At 68.7% G+C, this 15302-nt stretch carries 14 protein-coding genes; 11 read left to right on the plus strand and 3 right to left on the minus strand.

Annotated features, from left to right (window positions below; genetic code table 11):
• Position 1 precedes the first annotated feature (1 nt).
• A complete protein-coding gene (locus PVT71_RS23900; RefSeq protein WP_353475633.1) occupies positions 2-1948 on the minus strand; it encodes a 4Fe-4S binding protein in 1947 nt (648 codons plus the stop codon).
• 374 nt (positions 1949-2322) lie between these two features.
• On the opposite strand from PVT71_RS23900, the gene PVT71_RS23905 reads away from it, so the two are divergent.
• The 11 genes from PVT71_RS23905 to PVT71_RS23955 all read left to right on the plus strand — a co-directional run bounded on the left by PVT71_RS23905 (position 2323) and on the right by PVT71_RS23955 (position 13500).
• The gene (locus PVT71_RS23905; RefSeq protein WP_353475970.1) at positions 2323-2856 is read left to right on the plus strand and encodes a DUF3305 domain-containing protein; all 534 of its coding nucleotides are present in this window, start codon (positions 2323-2325) and stop codon (positions 2854-2856) included.
• Positions 2853-3491 (plus strand): DUF3306 domain-containing protein, encoded by a 639-nt coding sequence (locus tag PVT71_RS23910; RefSeq protein WP_353475634.1) that lies wholly within the window; start codon positions 2853-2855, stop codon positions 3489-3491. Before PVT71_RS23905 ends, PVT71_RS23910 begins: the two co-directional genes overlap by 4 nt.
• 17 nt (positions 3492-3508) lie before the next feature.
• Positions 3509-4132 (plus strand): molecular chaperone TorD family protein, encoded by a 624-nt coding sequence (locus tag PVT71_RS23915; RefSeq protein ID WP_353475635.1) that lies wholly within the window; start codon positions 3509-3511, stop codon positions 4130-4132.
• Positions 4133-4180: 48 nt separating this feature from the next.
• Entirely contained in the window at positions 4181-4375 is a 195-nt protein-coding gene (locus PVT71_RS23920) for a twin-arginine translocation signal domain-containing protein (protein WP_353475636.1), read from the plus strand.
• Between the two features lie 124 nt (positions 4376-4499).
• A complete protein-coding gene (locus PVT71_RS23925) occupies positions 4500-7478 on the plus strand; it encodes a formate dehydrogenase subunit alpha (RefSeq protein ID WP_353475637.1) in 2979 nt (992 codons plus the stop codon).
• A 12-nt stretch (positions 7479-7490) separates the two neighbouring features.
• A complete protein-coding gene (gene fdh3B, locus PVT71_RS23930) occupies positions 7491-8084 on the plus strand; it encodes a formate dehydrogenase FDH3 subunit beta (RefSeq protein ID WP_095882707.1) in 594 nt (197 codons plus the stop codon).
• Positions 8085-8209: 125 nt separating this feature from the next.
• A complete protein-coding gene (locus PVT71_RS23935) occupies positions 8210-9418 on the plus strand; it encodes a formate dehydrogenase subunit gamma (protein WP_353475971.1) in 1209 nt (402 codons plus the stop codon).
• A 5-nt stretch (positions 9419-9423) separates the two neighbouring features.
• Complete coding sequence (locus PVT71_RS23940; protein WP_353475638.1) at positions 9424-10698, plus strand: c-type cytochrome; 1275 nt, start codon at positions 9424-9426, stop codon at positions 10696-10698.
• A 6-nt stretch (positions 10699-10704) separates the two neighbouring features.
• Entirely contained in the window at positions 10705-10830 is a 126-nt protein-coding gene (locus PVT71_RS23945; protein WP_353475639.1) for a hypothetical protein, read from the plus strand.
• A 10-nt stretch (positions 10831-10840) separates the two neighbouring features.
• Positions 10841-12205: a sigma-54 dependent transcriptional regulator gene (locus PVT71_RS23950; RefSeq protein WP_353475640.1), complete on the plus strand. Its 1365-nt coding sequence runs from the start codon at positions 10841-10843 to the stop codon at positions 12203-12205.
• 29 nt (positions 12206-12234) lie between these two features.
• Entirely contained in the window at positions 12235-13500 is a 1266-nt protein-coding gene (locus tag PVT71_RS23955) for a lytic murein transglycosylase (protein WP_353475641.1), read from the plus strand.
• Here the strand turns inward: PVT71_RS23955 and PVT71_RS23960 are convergent.
• Both PVT71_RS23960 and PVT71_RS23965 read right to left on the minus strand, forming a co-directional pair.
• On the minus strand, positions 13497-14384 hold the full coding sequence (locus PVT71_RS23960) for a helix-turn-helix transcriptional regulator (protein WP_353475642.1): 888 nt from the start codon (positions 14382-14384) through the stop codon (positions 13497-13499). The two genes, PVT71_RS23955 and PVT71_RS23960, sit on opposite strands and share 4 nt — an antisense overlap.
• A 48-nt stretch (positions 14385-14432) precedes the next feature.
• Positions 14433-15254 carry a substrate-binding domain-containing protein gene (locus tag PVT71_RS23965; RefSeq protein ID WP_353475643.1) on the minus strand — a complete coding sequence of 274 codons (822 nt, stop codon included), beginning with the start codon at positions 15252-15254 and terminating at the stop codon, positions 14433-14435.
• Positions 15255-15302: the final 48 nt, after the last annotated feature.

A 15302-nucleotide genomic window follows, 5' to 3' on the forward strand; every position in this document is an offset into this window, starting at 1 on the left:
CTCAGTGATCGCGCCGCTTGCTGAGGTAGTCGTCCGTGGTCCGGGGACGCGGACGCTCGCCTGCGGCAAACGGGTTGTCCTGCGCATGGTACTGCGCATTCACCCGGCAGTCGTCACACATCTGGATCATCCGCAGCTTGTCGCCACTGAACATGGCGTGCGACTGGAGCTTTTCGGTGATGCGGTCAATGGTCGACTTCACCCCGAAGAGCGTGCCGCACTCGATGCAGGCAAAGGGCTCTTCCTCGTTGAGCACGCGCTGGCCAAGCGCCTCCTCGGTCAGCAGCAGGCGCGGCTCGTAGCTGATCGCGTCCTCGGGGCAGACGTTGGCGCAGAGCCCGCATTGCAGGCAGGCATCCTCCTGGAAGCGCAGCTGCGGCAGGTCCGGGTTGTCGCCAAGCGCGCCCGAGGGGCAGAGCGACACGCAGGAGAGGCAGAGCGTGCAGGCGTCGGTGTTCACCAGCACGGCGCCATAGGGCGCGCCCTCGGGCAGCGGCAGCGTCTCGGCACCGGGATGCAGCGCGCGGGCGGCCTGACGGGTGATCTGGCGGCGGGTGCCCATCGGGCGCACCGGGGTGGCGACCGGCGCGGGCGCCTCCTCGGCATAGAGCGCGGCGGACATGGCGTCGGGGTCGGAGGTCCGCAGCAGGGTGACCCGGCCGCCACCGGCGATCGCGTCCGACAGCGCCACCTGCGCCTCGAGCGCGGGCAGATCGGCGCCCGGCCCCGGCAGCACGGTCACCGAGGCGAACCCGGCGGCGAGGGCCGCCACGGTCTCGGCATGGCCGAAGGCGCCGATGGCGCGGATCTCCAGCGGAACCACGTCGGCGGGCAGCCCGTCGCCGTGGCGGGCAGAGAGCCGGATCATCTCGGCCCCATGCGCGTCGTGGACCATGAGGCGCGGCGCGTGTCCACCGGCGTCGAGGAAGGCCTTCGCGAGGGTCTGCACCCGGCGCATGGTCAGATCGACCGGCGGCGCGTCGTAGCTGATCGCCCCCGAGGGGCAGGCCGAGGAGCAGGCGCCGCAACCGGCGCAGATCATCGGGTCCACGGTCACGTGCTCGCCATCGGGCGAGATCGCGCCCGTGGGGCAGAGGTCGAGGCAGTTGGTGCAGCCGGTCTTGCCCGCCCGCGAATGCGCGCAGAGCAGCGCGTCGAGCCGCACGTAGAGCGGTTTCTCGAAGGTGCCCACAAGGTGCGAGGCGGCCATGATCGCGGCGGCGACGGCCTGCGGGCGGCCGGGATCGGCGCGCAGGTAGCCCTCGCGCTTCTCATGCGCCGGGAAGAGCGGCGGCTCGCGGCGCAGGTCGAGGATCACGTCGCACTGCGACACGCCGCCGTCGCGCGGCTCGGTCAGGGTGAAGGCGCCGCGCCCGCCCGGCTCGACCTGCCGCAGCGCGTCGATCGTCACCTTGAACTGGCCAAGCGCACCCTGCGCCTTGCGCAGGCGGCCGGCGATCATATCGAAGGCGCGGGTGTCGGGCATCTCGTCGGCGCTGTCGAGCAGCACCGTCACGCCGAGATGCGGGGCCAGCTGCTGCGCGGCCTCCAGCGCGACATCGGGCGCGCCAAGGACCAGGCACAGCCCCTCGGAGACCACGTCGAGTGTCTTTTCCGGCGCGGCGGGCAGCATGGCCTCGGCGGCGAGGGCGGACATTTTGGGTAGTTTGGACGCGCGGTCGGCGCTCCATCCGGCGCGGTCGCGCAGGTCGAGCAGCGGCGCGGGCTCCACCCCGAGCTCCTCGGCGAGGGCCTCGAAAGTGCGGCTCTCCTGGGTGCAGCAAAGGACGACATTCCCCTGCGTCAATCCCTTGGCAGCGCGCTCGATCTGGGCTGTGCAGAGCGCCTTGCAGGGCGGCGTGACCTCGAATCCCGTGGCTTTGGCAAGCGCCTCGGCTTCGATGGACTGCGTGCCCATACAATCACATGTTATCAAGGTCTTGGTCATGATTTCCTTCCTGGCGAACGGCGCCGGTCCGGGCCATTTTTCGCTCGGTTAGGGGTCTAGCTAGCCCCGATTCGTACCCTCCGACAACTCAATTCCTCGGGCGGAAAGCCGCCGACGGGGGCCGGGACGAAGCGTCGCGGTGCGGGGTGATTCGCATGCCGCGCCGCGGCACGGTTCCAGAGCAAAAAAGTCAGATTGGACAGATTGTCCCTGCCGCATTTTGCCCCCCTGCATGGCTACCCAAAATGTCCATCATCGGCCCCAGAATACCGCCGTGCACAGATTGGCCCTTCCCCGATGCGTCCTACCTGTTTCAATCACGGTGGGAGGAAGGATACATCACTGTGACAGGTCATCCGAGCACCGATCAATTCATGCCCGTGGGCGTGGTCCTGCGCCGTACTCCCGGTGTCACCCGTTGGGCCAAGTGGGCCTGGCGGGCCGTTGCCGTGCTGCCCGGTGCCGGCCCGGCCGACTGGCGCGAGCTGCGCCGCGAGGGCGAGGCCGTCGAGTATCACGCCGCCACCCTCTCGCTCGAGCTCTACCGCGCCGAGACCGAGGCTTACCTGCACGGAATCACCGCCCGCGAGCCCTCGGTCTACGTCGTCATGCGCAAGACCCTCGGCGAGCGCCCCTTCGAGATCGTGCTGATCACCGCCTCGCCCTACGAGGCGCAGGACTACTGCGACAGCGGCGAGGACGTCGTCGAGAAGGTGCCGATGCCCGCCGGCTTGCTGGCCTGGGTCGGCGATTTCGTCGAGCGCTACCACGAGGACGAAGAATTCGTGAAACGCCGCCGGGATCGTGCCAAGGTGGACGGCAAGCAGGACGGCATCGGCGATCCGCGCATCTCCAAGCCCGCGGACATCTACGCCTCGCCCGCCCTGAAGAGAGGGAGGCTGCAGTGAAGGATTTCTGGTCCCGCAGGAAGGCCGCCGTCGAGGCCGAGACCCGCGCCGAGGAAGAGGCGCAGGAGACCGCGCGCCGCGCCGAGACCGAGGCCCAGCTTGCCGAGCGCAGCGACGAGGAGCTGCTGGCCGAGGCCGGGCTGCCCGTCCCCGAAGAGATCACCGACGGCGAGATGGTGCGCAAGTTCCTGCAGTCGCAGCTGCCCAAGCGGCTGAAGAACCGCGCCCTGCGCGCGCTCTGGCGCTCGAACCCGGTGCTGGCCTGCCTTGACGGCCTGAACGACTACGACACCGATTTCACCGGCGTGACGCCCGCCTCCGAGTTCCGCACCACCTACCAGGTCGGCAAGGGGCTGCTGGCGCATCTCGAGCACATCGCAGCGCCGAAGCCCGAGACCTTGAGCGTCGCCGAGGAGGAGCCCGCCGAGGAGCCGCATGGGATCGCCGACGCCGGCACCGCCTCGATCCGCGTGCCCGAGACGCTTGGCCCGACCATCGAGGCGCAGCCGGTGATCCCGCCGCTGCAGCCCGCCGAGCCGCAGGCGGCAGAGACCGCCCAACTTGACCCCGAGCCCGAGGAAAGCGCGCTGCCCGCCAGTTCGCGCCGCATGCGCTTTTCCTTCGACGCCAGCTGATGACGGACGAGACCCACATGACCGCAGCCGCCCAGACCGCAGCCCAGACCGCCCCGAAGATCGCCGAGGAGGATCGCCTGCGGGCCGATCTCTACAACTTCCTCGGCCTGATCCTCGCCCGGCCCGCCGACCAGGGGCTGATCGACCTGACCGCCGGGCTGACCGGCGACGCCACCCCGATCGGCGAGGCGGTGACCACGCTGGCCAAGGTGGCGAAGATCTCGAAGCCGAAGGCGGTGGAAAGCGAGTACAACCGGCTGTTCATCGGCCTCGGCCGCGGCGAGCTGCTGCCCTATGCCTCCTACTACCTGACGGGATTCCTCAACGAGAAGCCGCTGGCGCAGCTGCGCCAGGACATGACCGCGCGCGGCCTTGCCCGCGCCGAGAACGTCTTCGAGCCCGAGGACAACATTGCGAGCCTCATGGAGATGATGGGCGCGATGATCACCGGCCGCTTCGGCACGCCGGCCTCGGTCGGCCAGCAGAAGAGCTTCTTCAACAAGCACATCGCCCCCTGGGCGAGCCATTTCTATTCGGATCTCGAAGGCGCCAAGAACTCGGTCTTCTACGCCCCGGTCGGCCGTCTTGGCCGGGCCTTCATGGAGATCGAGACCGAAGCCTTCCGGATGAGCGCGGAGTGATCCGCAGAAGGGCGGGCAACCGCCATAACTGAGAGAGGAGGTCTCTCGATGACGAGGAAAGACGAGGAGGCGACCAGCCGCCGCGACTTCCTGAAACTGGCCTCGACGGCAGCGCCGCTCGCGGCGGTCGCCGTGGCGACCAGCACCGGGACCGAGGCGGAAGCCGCCGAGCCCGACCTGACGTCGAACAAGATGCAGGACACCGCGCACACCCGCGCCTACTACGCCGCCGCCCGGTTCTGACCGGACGAGGCACTTCCCGCCGAGGACGACTGGTTGCGTGACGCCCGACTGTCCAAGGCACCCGATCAACACCAAGCAAGCCAGGCACCATGCGGGGGCCTAGCGCGCAATGGGAGAGAGAAACATGTTGAGGAAAAAGACCAACGGGGTTGCGCGACGCCCCCAGCGGGCAAGTATCCTTTCCGAGGTGGCCAACACCTCGGTTGACCGTCGCGCCTTCCTGCGCGGGTCCGGTCTGGCGATCGGCGGCCTCGCGGCCGTGGCCGCCACCGGCGGTACGATCACCCAGGCCACCGCGGCCACCGCCACCGGCGGCGAGATCAAGACGGTCAAGTCCGTCTGCACCCACTGCTCGGTCGGCTGTACCGTGATGGCAGAGGTGCAGGGCGGCGTCTGGATCGGGCAGGAGCCCGGCTGGGACAGCCCGTTCAACCTTGGCTCGCACTGCGCCAAGGGCGCCTCGGTGCGCGAGCACGCGCATGGCGAGCGCCGCCTGAAGTATCCCATGAAGAAGGTGGGCGGCGAATGGCAGCGCATCTCCTGGGAGCAGGCGATCAACGAGATCGGCGACCAGATGCTGTCGATCCGCGACAGCTCCGGCCCTGACTCGGTCTACTGGCTCGGCTCGGCCAAGCACAGCAACGAGCAGGCCTACCTGTTCCGCAAGTTCGCCGCCTACTGGGGCACGAACAACGTGGATCACCAGGCTCGGATCTGCCACTCGACCACCGTTGCGGGTGTTGCGAACACATGGGGCTACGGCGCCATGACCAACTCCTACAACGACATCCACAATTCCAAGGCGATCTTCATCATCGGCGGCAACCCGGCCGAGGCGCACCCCGTCTCGCTGCAGCACGTGCTGAAGGCCAAGGAACAGAACAACGCACCGCTGATCGTCTGCGACCCGCGCTTCACCCGCACCGCCGCCCACGCGGACGAATACGTGCGGTTCCGTCCGGGGTCGGACGTGGCGCTGGTCTGGGGCCTGCTGTGGCACATCTTCGAGAACGGCTGGGAGGACAAGGACTTCATCCGCAGCCGCGTCTGGGGGATGGACCAGATCCGTCCCGAGGTCGCCAAGTGGACCCCCGACGAGGTCGAGCGGGTGACCGGCGTTCCGGGCAGCCAGCTCGAGCGCGTCGCGCGGACGCTGGTCAACAACCGTCCGGGCACCGTGATCTGGTGCATGGGCGGCACCCAGCACACCAACGGCAACAACAACACCCGCGCCTACTGCATCCTGCAGCTCGCGCTGGGGAACATGGGCGTCTCCGGCGGCGGCACCAACATCTTCCGCGGCCATGACAACGTGCAGGGCGCGACCGACCTCGGCGTTCTCGCCGACACGCTGCCGGGCTACTACGGCCTGACCGCGGGGGCCTGGGCCCACTGGGCCCGCGTCTGGGAGGAAGACCTCGACTGGCTCAAGTCCCGCTTTGCCACGCTGAAAGGCAAGGACGGCAAGGACAAGGCGATGATCGAGCTCACCGGCATCCCGGTGTCGCGCTGGATCGACGGCGTGCTCGAGGCCAAGGAGAACCTCGAACAGCCCGACAACACCCGCGCGATGGTGTTCTGGGGCCACGCCCCGAACTCGCAGACCCGCCTCAAGGAAATGAAGACGGCGATGGAGAAGCTCGACCTCCTGGTCGTGGTGGACCCCTATCCGACCGTCTCGGCCGTCCTGCACGACCGGACCGACAACACCTACCTGCTGCCGGCCTCGACCCAGTTCGAGACCTCCGGCTCGGTGACCGCGTCGAACCGTTCGCTGCAATGGCGTGACAAGGTGGTGGAGCCGCTCTTCGAGTCGCTGCCCGACCACATCATCATGCACAAGTTCGCCACCAAGTTCGGCTTTGCGGATCGCATGTTCCGCAACATCGAGGTGAATGGCGAGGAGCCGCTGATCGAGGACCTGACCCGCGAGTTCAACAAGGGCATGTGGACCGTGGGCTACACCGGCCAGTCGCCGGAACGGCTCAAGATGCACATGGCCAACCAGCACACCTTCGACCGCACAACGCTGCGCGCCGTCGGTGGCCCGGCGGATGGCGACTTCTACGGCATGCCGTGGCCCTGCTGGGGCACGCCCGAGATGAACCACCCGGGCTCGGCCAACCTCTACGACCTGTCGCTGCACGTGAAGGACGGCGGCCTGCCGTTCCGCGCCCGCTACGGCGTGGAATACGAGGGGCAGAACCTGCTGGCCGAGGGCTCGTACACCGTCGGCTCCGAGATCGAGGACGGCTATCCCGAGTTCACCATGCAGATGCTGATCGACATGGGCTGGGACAAGGATCTGACGGCCTACGAGCGGGGCATGATCGAATGGGTGGCCGGCTACATCAAGGAGCGGCCGAGCACCGACACCGAGGTCGGCGAGCAGTCGCAGACCGGGCCCTACCCTTCGGACTTCGCCGAACAGATCGGCGGCGTGAACTGGAAGACCGACCTTTCGGGCGGCATCCAGCGCGTGGCGATCCTGCATGGCTGCGCCCCCTACGGCAACGCCAAGGCCCGCTGCGTGGTCTGGACCTTCCCGGATCCGATCCCGCTGCACCGCGAGCCGCTCTACACCAGCCGGCGCGACCTGGTGGCCGACTACCCGACCTACGAGGACAAGTCCTTCTGGCGGGTGCCGACCCTCTACGCGTCGATCCAGAAGAACGACTTCTCGAAGGACTACCCGATCATCCTCACCTCCGGCCGACTGGTCGAATACGAGGGTGGCGGCGACGAGACGCGGTCCAACCCGTGGCTCGCCGAGCTTCAGCAGAACATGTTCATCGAGATCAACCCGCGCGACGCCAACAACCTCGGCGTGCGTGACGGGGCGGATGTCTGGGTCGAGGGCCCCGAGGGCGGCAGGATCAAGGTCATGGCCATGGTCACGCCGCGGGTGGGCGAGGGCGTCGCCTTCATGCCCTTCCACTTCGGCGGCTATTTCGAGGGGCAGGACCTGCGCTCGAAATATCCCGACGGGGCGGACCCGATCGTGCTCGGCGAATCCACCAACACCGCGCAGACCTATGGCTACGACTCCGTCACGCAGATGCAGGAGACCAAGGCCACACTCTGCAAGATCATGCCGGCGTAAGGAGAGCGAGACATGGCACGAGCTAAATTCCTCTGCGATGCCGAGCGCTGCATCGAGTGCAACGCCTGCGTCACCGCGTGCAAGAACGAGCACGAGGTGCCGTGGGGCATCAACCGCAGGCGGGTGGTGACCATCCAGGACGGCCAGCCGGGCGAACGCTCGATCTCGGTCGCCTGCATGCACTGCTCGGACGCGCCCTGCATGGCCGTGTGCCCGGTGGACTGCTTCTACCAGACCGAAGAAGGTGTGGTGCTGCACTCCAAGGACCTGTGCATCGGCTGCGGCTACTGCTTCTACGCGTGCCCCTTCGGCGCGCCGCAGTACCCGCAGGCGGGCAACTTCGGCAGCCGCGGCAAGATGGACAAGTGCACCTTCTGCAACGGCGGCCCGGAAGAGAACAACTCCGCGGCCGAGTTCCAGAAATACGGGCGCAACCGGATCGCCGAGGGCAAGCTGCCCATCTGCGCCGAGATGTGCTCGACCAAGGCCCTGCTGGCAGGTGACGGCGACCAGGTGTCGGCGATCTACCGCGAGCGCGTGGTGGCCCGCGGCTTCGGCTCGGGCGCCTGGGGCTGGGGCACCGCCTACGACGAAAAGGCCAACTGAGCCGCACGCACACCCAAGGACGGCGGGCCCGCAGGCCCGCCCGCCACGCAACAAAGTCCCGCGCGGGGCGGCAAAGTCCGCCGTTCCGCGCGGTTCTCGCGTGACCCTACTTCATGGAGACGACCATGCTGCGCCACCTGCTGGCACTATTCGCACTGGTCCTGATGACCGCCGCCCCTCTGGGCGTCGCGGCACAGGGCACCCTTCTTCCACCCGAGCCCGACCGCTCCGCCACCGGCGGTGCGCAGACGCTCGAGGACATCATGCGCAGGCAGGCAGGCATCAAGGTCGATGACAGCTTCCGGCGCGAGAACATCGGCGGCGCGGCCCCGGAGGCGCCCGAACTGGGCACCCGCGGCGGCGCCTCGGATCCCGACCTGTGGCGCGCCCTGCGCTACAACGAGGCCGACGTGCGCGCCTCGACCATCAACCCCAACGGCAAGGTGCTGATCCAGGACGGCGGCATGTGGTGGCTGGGCTTCCGCCGCGGCCCGCTCGCCACCTACGGCGGCTGGCTGCTGCTCGGCACGATCGCCGTGCTGGCCGTGTTCTTCCTGCTGCGCGGCCGGATCAAGATCGACGGCGGCCGGACCGGCCACACCGTGCAGCGCTTCCAGTGGATCGAGCGTTTCGCGCACTGGACCCTCGCCGGCTCGTTCCTGCTGCTCGGCTTCACCGGGCTCTTCACCCTCTTCGGGCGCAAGTACCTGATCCCGCTGCTGGGGCATGACGTCAACTCGACGCTGCTGCACTACTCGAAGTTCATCCACAACAACGTCAGCTGGGCCTTCATGCTCGCGCTGGTCATGGTCTTCGTGATGTGGGTCTGGCACAACATCCCCGACCGCACCGACATCACCTGGTTCGCCCAGGCCGGCGGCATCATCGGCAACAAGCACCCGCCCGCCAAGAAGTTCAACGCGGGCCAGAAGATCATCTTCTGGTCGGTGATCCTGCTCGGAGGCTCGATCTCGGTCTCGGGCCTGTCGCTGCTCTTCCCGTTCGACATGCCGCTCTTCTCGCACACCTTCTCGGTGCTCAACGGCTGGGGCGTGCCGGGCTGGTTCGGCATGGACGCCTTCCCGGTGCAGCTGGCCCCGCAGGAAGAGATGCAGTTCGCGCAGCTCTGGCACGCCATCGTCGCCTTCCTGCTGATGGCGATCATCATCGGCCACATCTACATCGGCTCGCTCGGCATGGAAGGCGCCTATGACGCCATGGGCACCGGCCAGGTCGACGAGAACTGGGCGCACCAGCACCACTCGATCTGGTACGAGAAGGTGAAGGCGCAGGAAGCCGAGGAGGCCAGGAAGTCGGCCACCCCGGCGGAGTGACGGGGGTGGGCCGCCTGGCCTTCATGCTGAGCCTGATGCTCTGCGCCGCCCCGCTGGCGGCGCAGGATTTCGCCACGCTGAAGGGGCACGGCGGCCCGATCATGGGCATCGCCGTCTCGCCCTCGGGGCAGGTGGCGACCGGCAGCTTCGACAATTCGGTCGGCCTCTGGGAGAACGGCATGCCGCGCTGGCTGGAAGGCCACGCGGCGGCGGTGACCGCCCTCACCTGGGGCCCGGACGGCACGCTGGTCTCGGGCGGCGACGATTTCGCCGTGCGGGTCTGGGGCGCGGCGCCGCGCGTTCTCGGCAAGCACCAGGGCAAGGTCGCGGCACTGGCGGTCTCGCCTGACGGCAGGACGGTGGCCAGCGGCAGCTGGGACGGCTCGATCATGATCTGGCCGCTGGAGGGCGGCGAAGGCACCGCGCTTCCCGCCCCCGGCTCGGGGGTCAACGCCGTGGCCTTCGACGGGCCGGGCAGGCTCTACGCCGCGACCATGGCCGGGGCGCTGCTGCGCTACGAGCTCGGCAGCGGCGAGGCCCCCATGGCCATCGTGCAGCACGGGTTCGGCATCAACCGGCTGGCCATCGGCCCGGGCTGGATCGCCTATGGCGCGGTGGACGGCGGCACGCGGGTTCTCGACCTGAAGACCGGCGCCCAGATCGCCGACCTGACGCTCGACCGGCGGCCGATCCTCGCGCTGGCCTTCAACGCCCCCTCGCACCAGCTCGCCGTGGGCGACGGCGAGGGCTACATCATGATCGTCGACACCCAAGACTGGCAGATCACCCGCGACTTCCGCGCCACCCGGCAGGGGCCGGTCTGGGCACTGGCCTTCTCGCCCGACGGCACGGTCATCCACGCGGGCGGGCTCGACGACGTCGCCTATTCCTGGCCGGTGGAGCTGCTCGACGTGTTCGAGCCGGGCATCACCGGCGCGCGCAGCTTCCTGCGCGCCGCCGCCACCATGCCCAACGGCGAGCGGCAGTTCATGCGCAAGTGCTCGATCTGCCACGCGCTCGACCCCGGCCCCTCGCGCAAGGCGGGACCGACGCTGCACGGCGTCTTCGGCCGCCGCGCCGGCACGGTGCCGGGCTACAGCTACTCCGACACGCTGGACGGGTCGGACATCACCTGGGACGAAACCACGATCGACGCGCTTTTCGATCAGGGACCGGACCACTACATTCCCGGCTCGAAGATGCCCATGCAGGTGATCGCGGGCGTCAGCGACCGGGCCGATCTGATAGACTACCTCAAACAGGCCACCAAAGGAGAGTGACCGCAAATGAAAGCCATGTTCACCGGCTTCCTCGCCATCATCGTCATCGGCACCGCCGCCTATTTCGGGCTGCACGAGATCGGCATGTCCTCGGCCGAGGTCTATTCCAGCCCGAACGTGCGTCACGACTGAGCGCGCGCGGATGACGCCCCGGGACGATTACGGGCCCACGCTGGCCGGAGCCTCGATCCTCGTGGTCGATGACGAGCCGGGCATGCGCAACTTCCTCGTCAAGATGCTGGGCCCGCAGGTGCAGCGGGTCGAGGAGGCGGGCTCGGCGCTCGAGGCGACGCAGAAGCTCGACGCGGCGCATTTCGACCTGGTCATCCTCGACAACGTGATGCCGAAGATGACCGGGCTCGACTGGCTGAGCGAACAGCAGCGCAAGGGCTTCTTCGGCGACACCATCCTGATCACCGCCTACGCGGATCTGGAGACCGCGATCACCGCGCTGCGCGCCGGGGTCAGCGACTTCGTGCTGAAGCCGTTCCGCGCCAACCAGATCCTCGGCGCGGTGGCGCGCACGCTCGACCGCAAGTACCTGCGCCGCGACAACACGCTGCTACGGCGCGAGCTGCGCACCGGCCAGTTCCAGGGCAAGCTCCTCGGCAAGTCCGAGGTGATGGTGGCGGTGCGCGCGCTCTTGGCCAAGCTGGCGCCGCTGCCCACGCCGGTGCTCTTCACCGGCGCCAGCGGCACCGGCAAGGAGATGGCCGCGCGCCACCTGCACCAGCTTTCGGACCGGGCGGACAAGCCCTTCGTGCCGGTGAACTGCGCCGCCATCGCCCCCGATCGCATGGTGCAGGAGCTGTTCGGCAGCCTCGAGGGCGGCGACAGGCTGAAGCCGGGCCTGCTGCTGCTCGCCGACGGCGGCACGGTCTTCCTCGACGAGGTGGCGCAGATGCCCGAACCGCTGCAGGCGGCGCTGCTGCGCGTGCTCGAGGACCAGCGCATCCGCCCGACCGGCGCCGAGCGGGAGATCCCGCTCAACCTGCGCTTCCTCTTTGCCACCAATGCCGACCTCGAGGCGCAGGTCGCGCAGGGCAGGTTCCGCGCCGACCTCTACCACCGGATCAACGTGATGAAGGTCGAGATGCCGCCGCTTTCGGACCGCTCGGACGACATCCTCGAGCTGGCGGCGCTCTTCACCAAGCAGTTCAGCCAGGCGCTCGGCATGCCGGGGCTCGAGCTCGACGAGCAGACGCTGCTGAAGCTGCGCCGCTACGCCTGGCCCGGAAACGTGCGCGAGCTGCGCAACCTCATCGAGCGCTCGGTGATCCTTGGCGGTTTTCCCGGCGAGTTCGCCGGCTCGGGCGGGGTCACCGGGGCGCGGGCGATCGAGGATCTCGACCTCGTGGTGCAGCGCCACATCCTGCACATGCTCGACCTCTGCGACGGCAACCGGGCCGAGGCGGCGCGGCGGCTTGGCGTGTCGCGCAAGACCATCGACCGCAAGATCGCCCAATGGGGCGAAGAGAGCGTGACCCCGCCGCAGGGGCTGCGCTAGTCTGGGGCAAAACCCGAGCGGAGCAGGACATGACCAGACATCGCGAATCCAAGGGATGGCGCCGCGCCGTGGCAGCCGCGCTGCTGGCGCTCGCCGCCCTCGCCTCGCCCGCCGCCGCGCTCGACCGCGGCGCGGTGGAGCGGCAGTTCCGCGGCTGGCTCGAACAGACCGTCTGGCCGCGCGCCGCCTCGAAGGGCGTCTCGCGCGGGACGTTTGACGCGGCCTTCGCAGGCGTGCACCTCAACTGGGATCTGCCCGACCTCGTGCCGCCCGGCACGAAGCCCGAAACCCCGAAGGAGCAGCGGCAGGCCGAGTTCGGCCAGCCCGCCAAGTATTTCAACCGCGGCTCCATCGACAGCGCGACCGCGACCGGGCGGCAGATGGCGCGCCAGCACGCGCAGGCGCTCGCCGCGACCGAGAAGGCGACCGGCGTGCCAGGCCGGATCATCCTCGGCATCTGGGGGCGCGAGAGCGGTTACGGCCGCGTGGCGATCCCGCACAGCGCCTTCGAGGTGCTGGGAACCAAGGGATTCATGTCCACTCGCGCCGGCTATTTCACCGACGAGCTGATTGCGGCGCTGCAGATCGCCGAGGCCGGGCACGCGCCCGCCGGGGTGATGAAAAGCTCCTGGGCCGGGGCGCTGGGGCAGCCGCAGTTCATGCCGTCGAACTTCCTCAAGTACGCCGCCGACGGCACCGGCGACGGCCATGCCGACATCTGGCGCTCGGAGGCGGACACCATCGCCTCGATCGGCACCTACCTCGCGAAACACGGCTGGCAGACGGGCCGCGACTGGGGGTTCGAGGTGACGGTGCCCGCCGCGATCTCCTGCACGCTCGAAGGCCCCGACCAGGGCAAACGCATCGCCGACTGGGAGAAGCTGGGCATCACCCGCGTCTCGGGCCGCCCCTTCCCCGAGGCCGAGCGCAGGGGCGAAGGCTTCCTGCTGATGCCCGCCGGGCGGCACGGGCCCGCCTTCATCGTCACGCCGAACTTCTACGTGCTGAAGGACTACAACATGAGCGATCTCTACGCGCTCTTCGTCGGGCACGTGGGCGACCGCATCCAGTACGGCGCGGGCGATTTCAGCGCGTCCTGGGGTACGGTCGGCGGGCTCTACCGTTCGGATGTCGCGGCGATGCAGCGCGCGCTCGAGCGCATGGGCCATGACGTCGGCGGCGCCGACGGGCTGCCGGGGTTCAAGACCCGCCGCTCGATCGGCCGCTGGCAGGAGGCGCAGGGCCGTCCCGCCACCTGCTTCCCCGAGGCCGCGATGAAATCGGCGCTGCGCTAGGCGTTCCAGACCACCTCGCCGAGCCCCGACAGGTCATAGCCTCCGAGGCTTTCGGCACGGCTGCGGAAGGTCTCGGAGCGGCAGAACTCCACGAGCGTCTGCAGCGGCGGATCGAACCAGGCCTTGCGGTCGACGAGCAGGTCGAAACGCTCGTCGATCACCGGCACGAAGGGCAGGCCGTAGCTGCGCGCGACGGATTCGAGCCCGAAGGTCACGTCCGCCTCGCCGCGGCGCACGCTCTGCACCGCCTCGTCCTCGGTCCGCTCGAGCGGGGTGAGGGTGACGGTGCCGAGGTCGAGCCCCGCCTCGGCGGCAAGATCGCGCAGCAGCGCGGCGGTGCCGGAGCTTTCCTGCCGCGGCGCGAGTCGCAGCCCGGCGAGATCCCCGAGCCCCTTCGGCCCGGGCCCGTCCGCGCGCAGCACCAGCCCGCGGCGGCGGATGGCAAACCCGACCAGCACGGCGTTCTGCCCCGAGGCAGCCTCGCGCGCGGCGCTGCGGTTCCAGCCGCCCTCGGCGTCGCGCAGGTGCAGACCGGAAGCCACGCCCTCACCCGCGGCAAAGCGCGAAAGCCCGTCGAGCGAGCCGTCGAAATAGGTCGCAAGCCCGCAGCGCGACTGGCGGATCGCCCAGTCAAGCAGCGGGTCATGACTGCCGAGAAACACGCCGGGCCGCGGCGCGGACACCGCCGCGAGACCGCCGCTCTGCGCGCCCTCGATCCAGGCGCGGATCTCGGCGGCGGGAAAGAGCAGCTTGCCGGTGGCGCGGGAGCAGGGCACCTCGCCCGAGGCGGCAAGATCGTAGATCTTGCGCTCCTTGAGACGCAGCAGATCGGCCAGTTCGCGGACCGTGAGGTATTCGTGGGGCGGGATCTGCGGGTCAGTCATCTGGTCCGGAAGAAGTTGGGGGCGGCACTGCGCCGCCCCCGGACCCTATCAGTTCTTCGGCGCGTTGGGGAAGAACAGCTGCTGGCCGTCGATCTTGTAGTCCGCGATGGTCTGCTGGCCCTCGTCCGAAAGCAGCCAGTCCGCGAAGCCCTGCGCCAGGTCGATCTTCACCGTCGGGCATTTCTCGGGGTTCACCGGGATCACGCCGTACTGGTTGAAGAGCTCCTCGTCGCCCTCGACCTCGATCGCGTAATCCTGCTTGTTCTCGAAGCTGATCCAGGTGGCGCGGTCGGTGAGCACGTAGGCGCCCATGCCGATGCCGGTGTTCAGCGTCGCGCCCATGCCCGAGCCGGTCTCGCGGTACCACTCGCCCGAGGCGGCCTTGGGGTCGATCCCGGCCGCCTTCCACAGCTCGATTTCCTTCTTGTAGGTGCCGCTGTCATCCCCGCGCGAGGCGAAGAGCGCGCCGGTTTCGGAGATCTTGGTCAACGCCGCCTCGACGTCGGTCATGCCCTTGACGCCCGCCGGATCGGCCTCGGGGCCGACGATGACGAAGTCGTTGTACATGAGATCCGTACGCTGGGTGCCGAAGCCGTCGGCGACGAATTTCTCTTCCGACGCCTTGGCGTGGACCAGCAGCAGGTCGCCGTCGCAGTTCTCGGCGTTCTTGATCGCCTGGCCGGTGCCCACGGCGACGACGTTGACGGTGACGCCGCTCTTGCCGGTGTAGATCGGCAGCAGGTAGTCGTAGAGGCCCGAGTTCGCGGTCGAGGTGGTCGACTGCACGATGATCGACTGGTCCTGCGCAAAGGCGGCACCGGCGAGGCCAAGGGTCAGCGCGGTCGAGGCGATCAGTCTTGCGATGGTCATGAGGAACGTCCTTCTGTCTTGGTAATCAATAACTTGGGCTGCACATCG

This window comes from Salipiger sp. H15 (genome assembly GCF_040409955.1).
In the GTDB taxonomy this organism is placed as follows: domain Bacteria; phylum Pseudomonadota; class Alphaproteobacteria; order Rhodobacterales; family Rhodobacteraceae; genus Salipiger.

Coding starts and splice junctions, on each gene's coding strand:
- PVT71_RS23915 (WP_353475635.1), top strand. CDS start 3,509: ATGACCGCAGCCGCCCAGACCGCAGCCCAGACCGCCCCGAAGATCGCC.
- PVT71_RS23935 (WP_353475971.1), top strand. CDS start 8,210: ATGCTGCGCCACCTGCTGGCACTATTCGCACTGGTCCTGATGACCGCC.
- PVT71_RS23905 (WP_353475970.1), top strand. CDS start 2,323: ATGCCCGTGGGCGTGGTCCTGCGCCGTACTCCCGGTGTCACCCGTTGG.
- PVT71_RS23965 (WP_353475643.1), bottom strand. CDS start 15,254: ATGACCATCGCAAGACTGATCGCCTCGACCGCGCTGACCCTTGGCCTC.
- PVT71_RS23955 (WP_353475641.1), top strand. CDS start 12,235: ATGACCAGACATCGCGAATCCAAGGGATGGCGCCGCGCCGTGGCAGCC.
- PVT71_RS23945 (WP_353475639.1), top strand. CDS start 10,705: ATGAAAGCCATGTTCACCGGCTTCCTCGCCATCATCGTCATCGGCACC.
- PVT71_RS23925 (WP_353475637.1), top strand. CDS start 4,500: ATGTTGAGGAAAAAGACCAACGGGGTTGCGCGACGCCCCCAGCGGGCA.
- PVT71_RS23920 (WP_353475636.1), top strand. CDS start 4,181: ATGACGAGGAAAGACGAGGAGGCGACCAGCCGCCGCGACTTCCTGAAA.
- PVT71_RS23900 (WP_353475633.1), bottom strand. CDS start 1,948: ATGACCAAGACCTTGATAACATGTGATTGTATGGGCACGCAGTCCATC.
- PVT71_RS23950 (WP_353475640.1), top strand. CDS start 10,841: ATGACGCCCCGGGACGATTACGGGCCCACGCTGGCCGGAGCCTCGATC.
- fdh3B (WP_095882707.1), top strand. CDS start 7,491: ATGGCACGAGCTAAATTCCTCTGCGATGCCGAGCGCTGCATCGAGTGC.
- PVT71_RS23960 (WP_353475642.1), bottom strand. CDS start 14,384: ATGACTGACCCGCAGATCCCGCCCCACGAATACCTCACGGTCCGCGAA.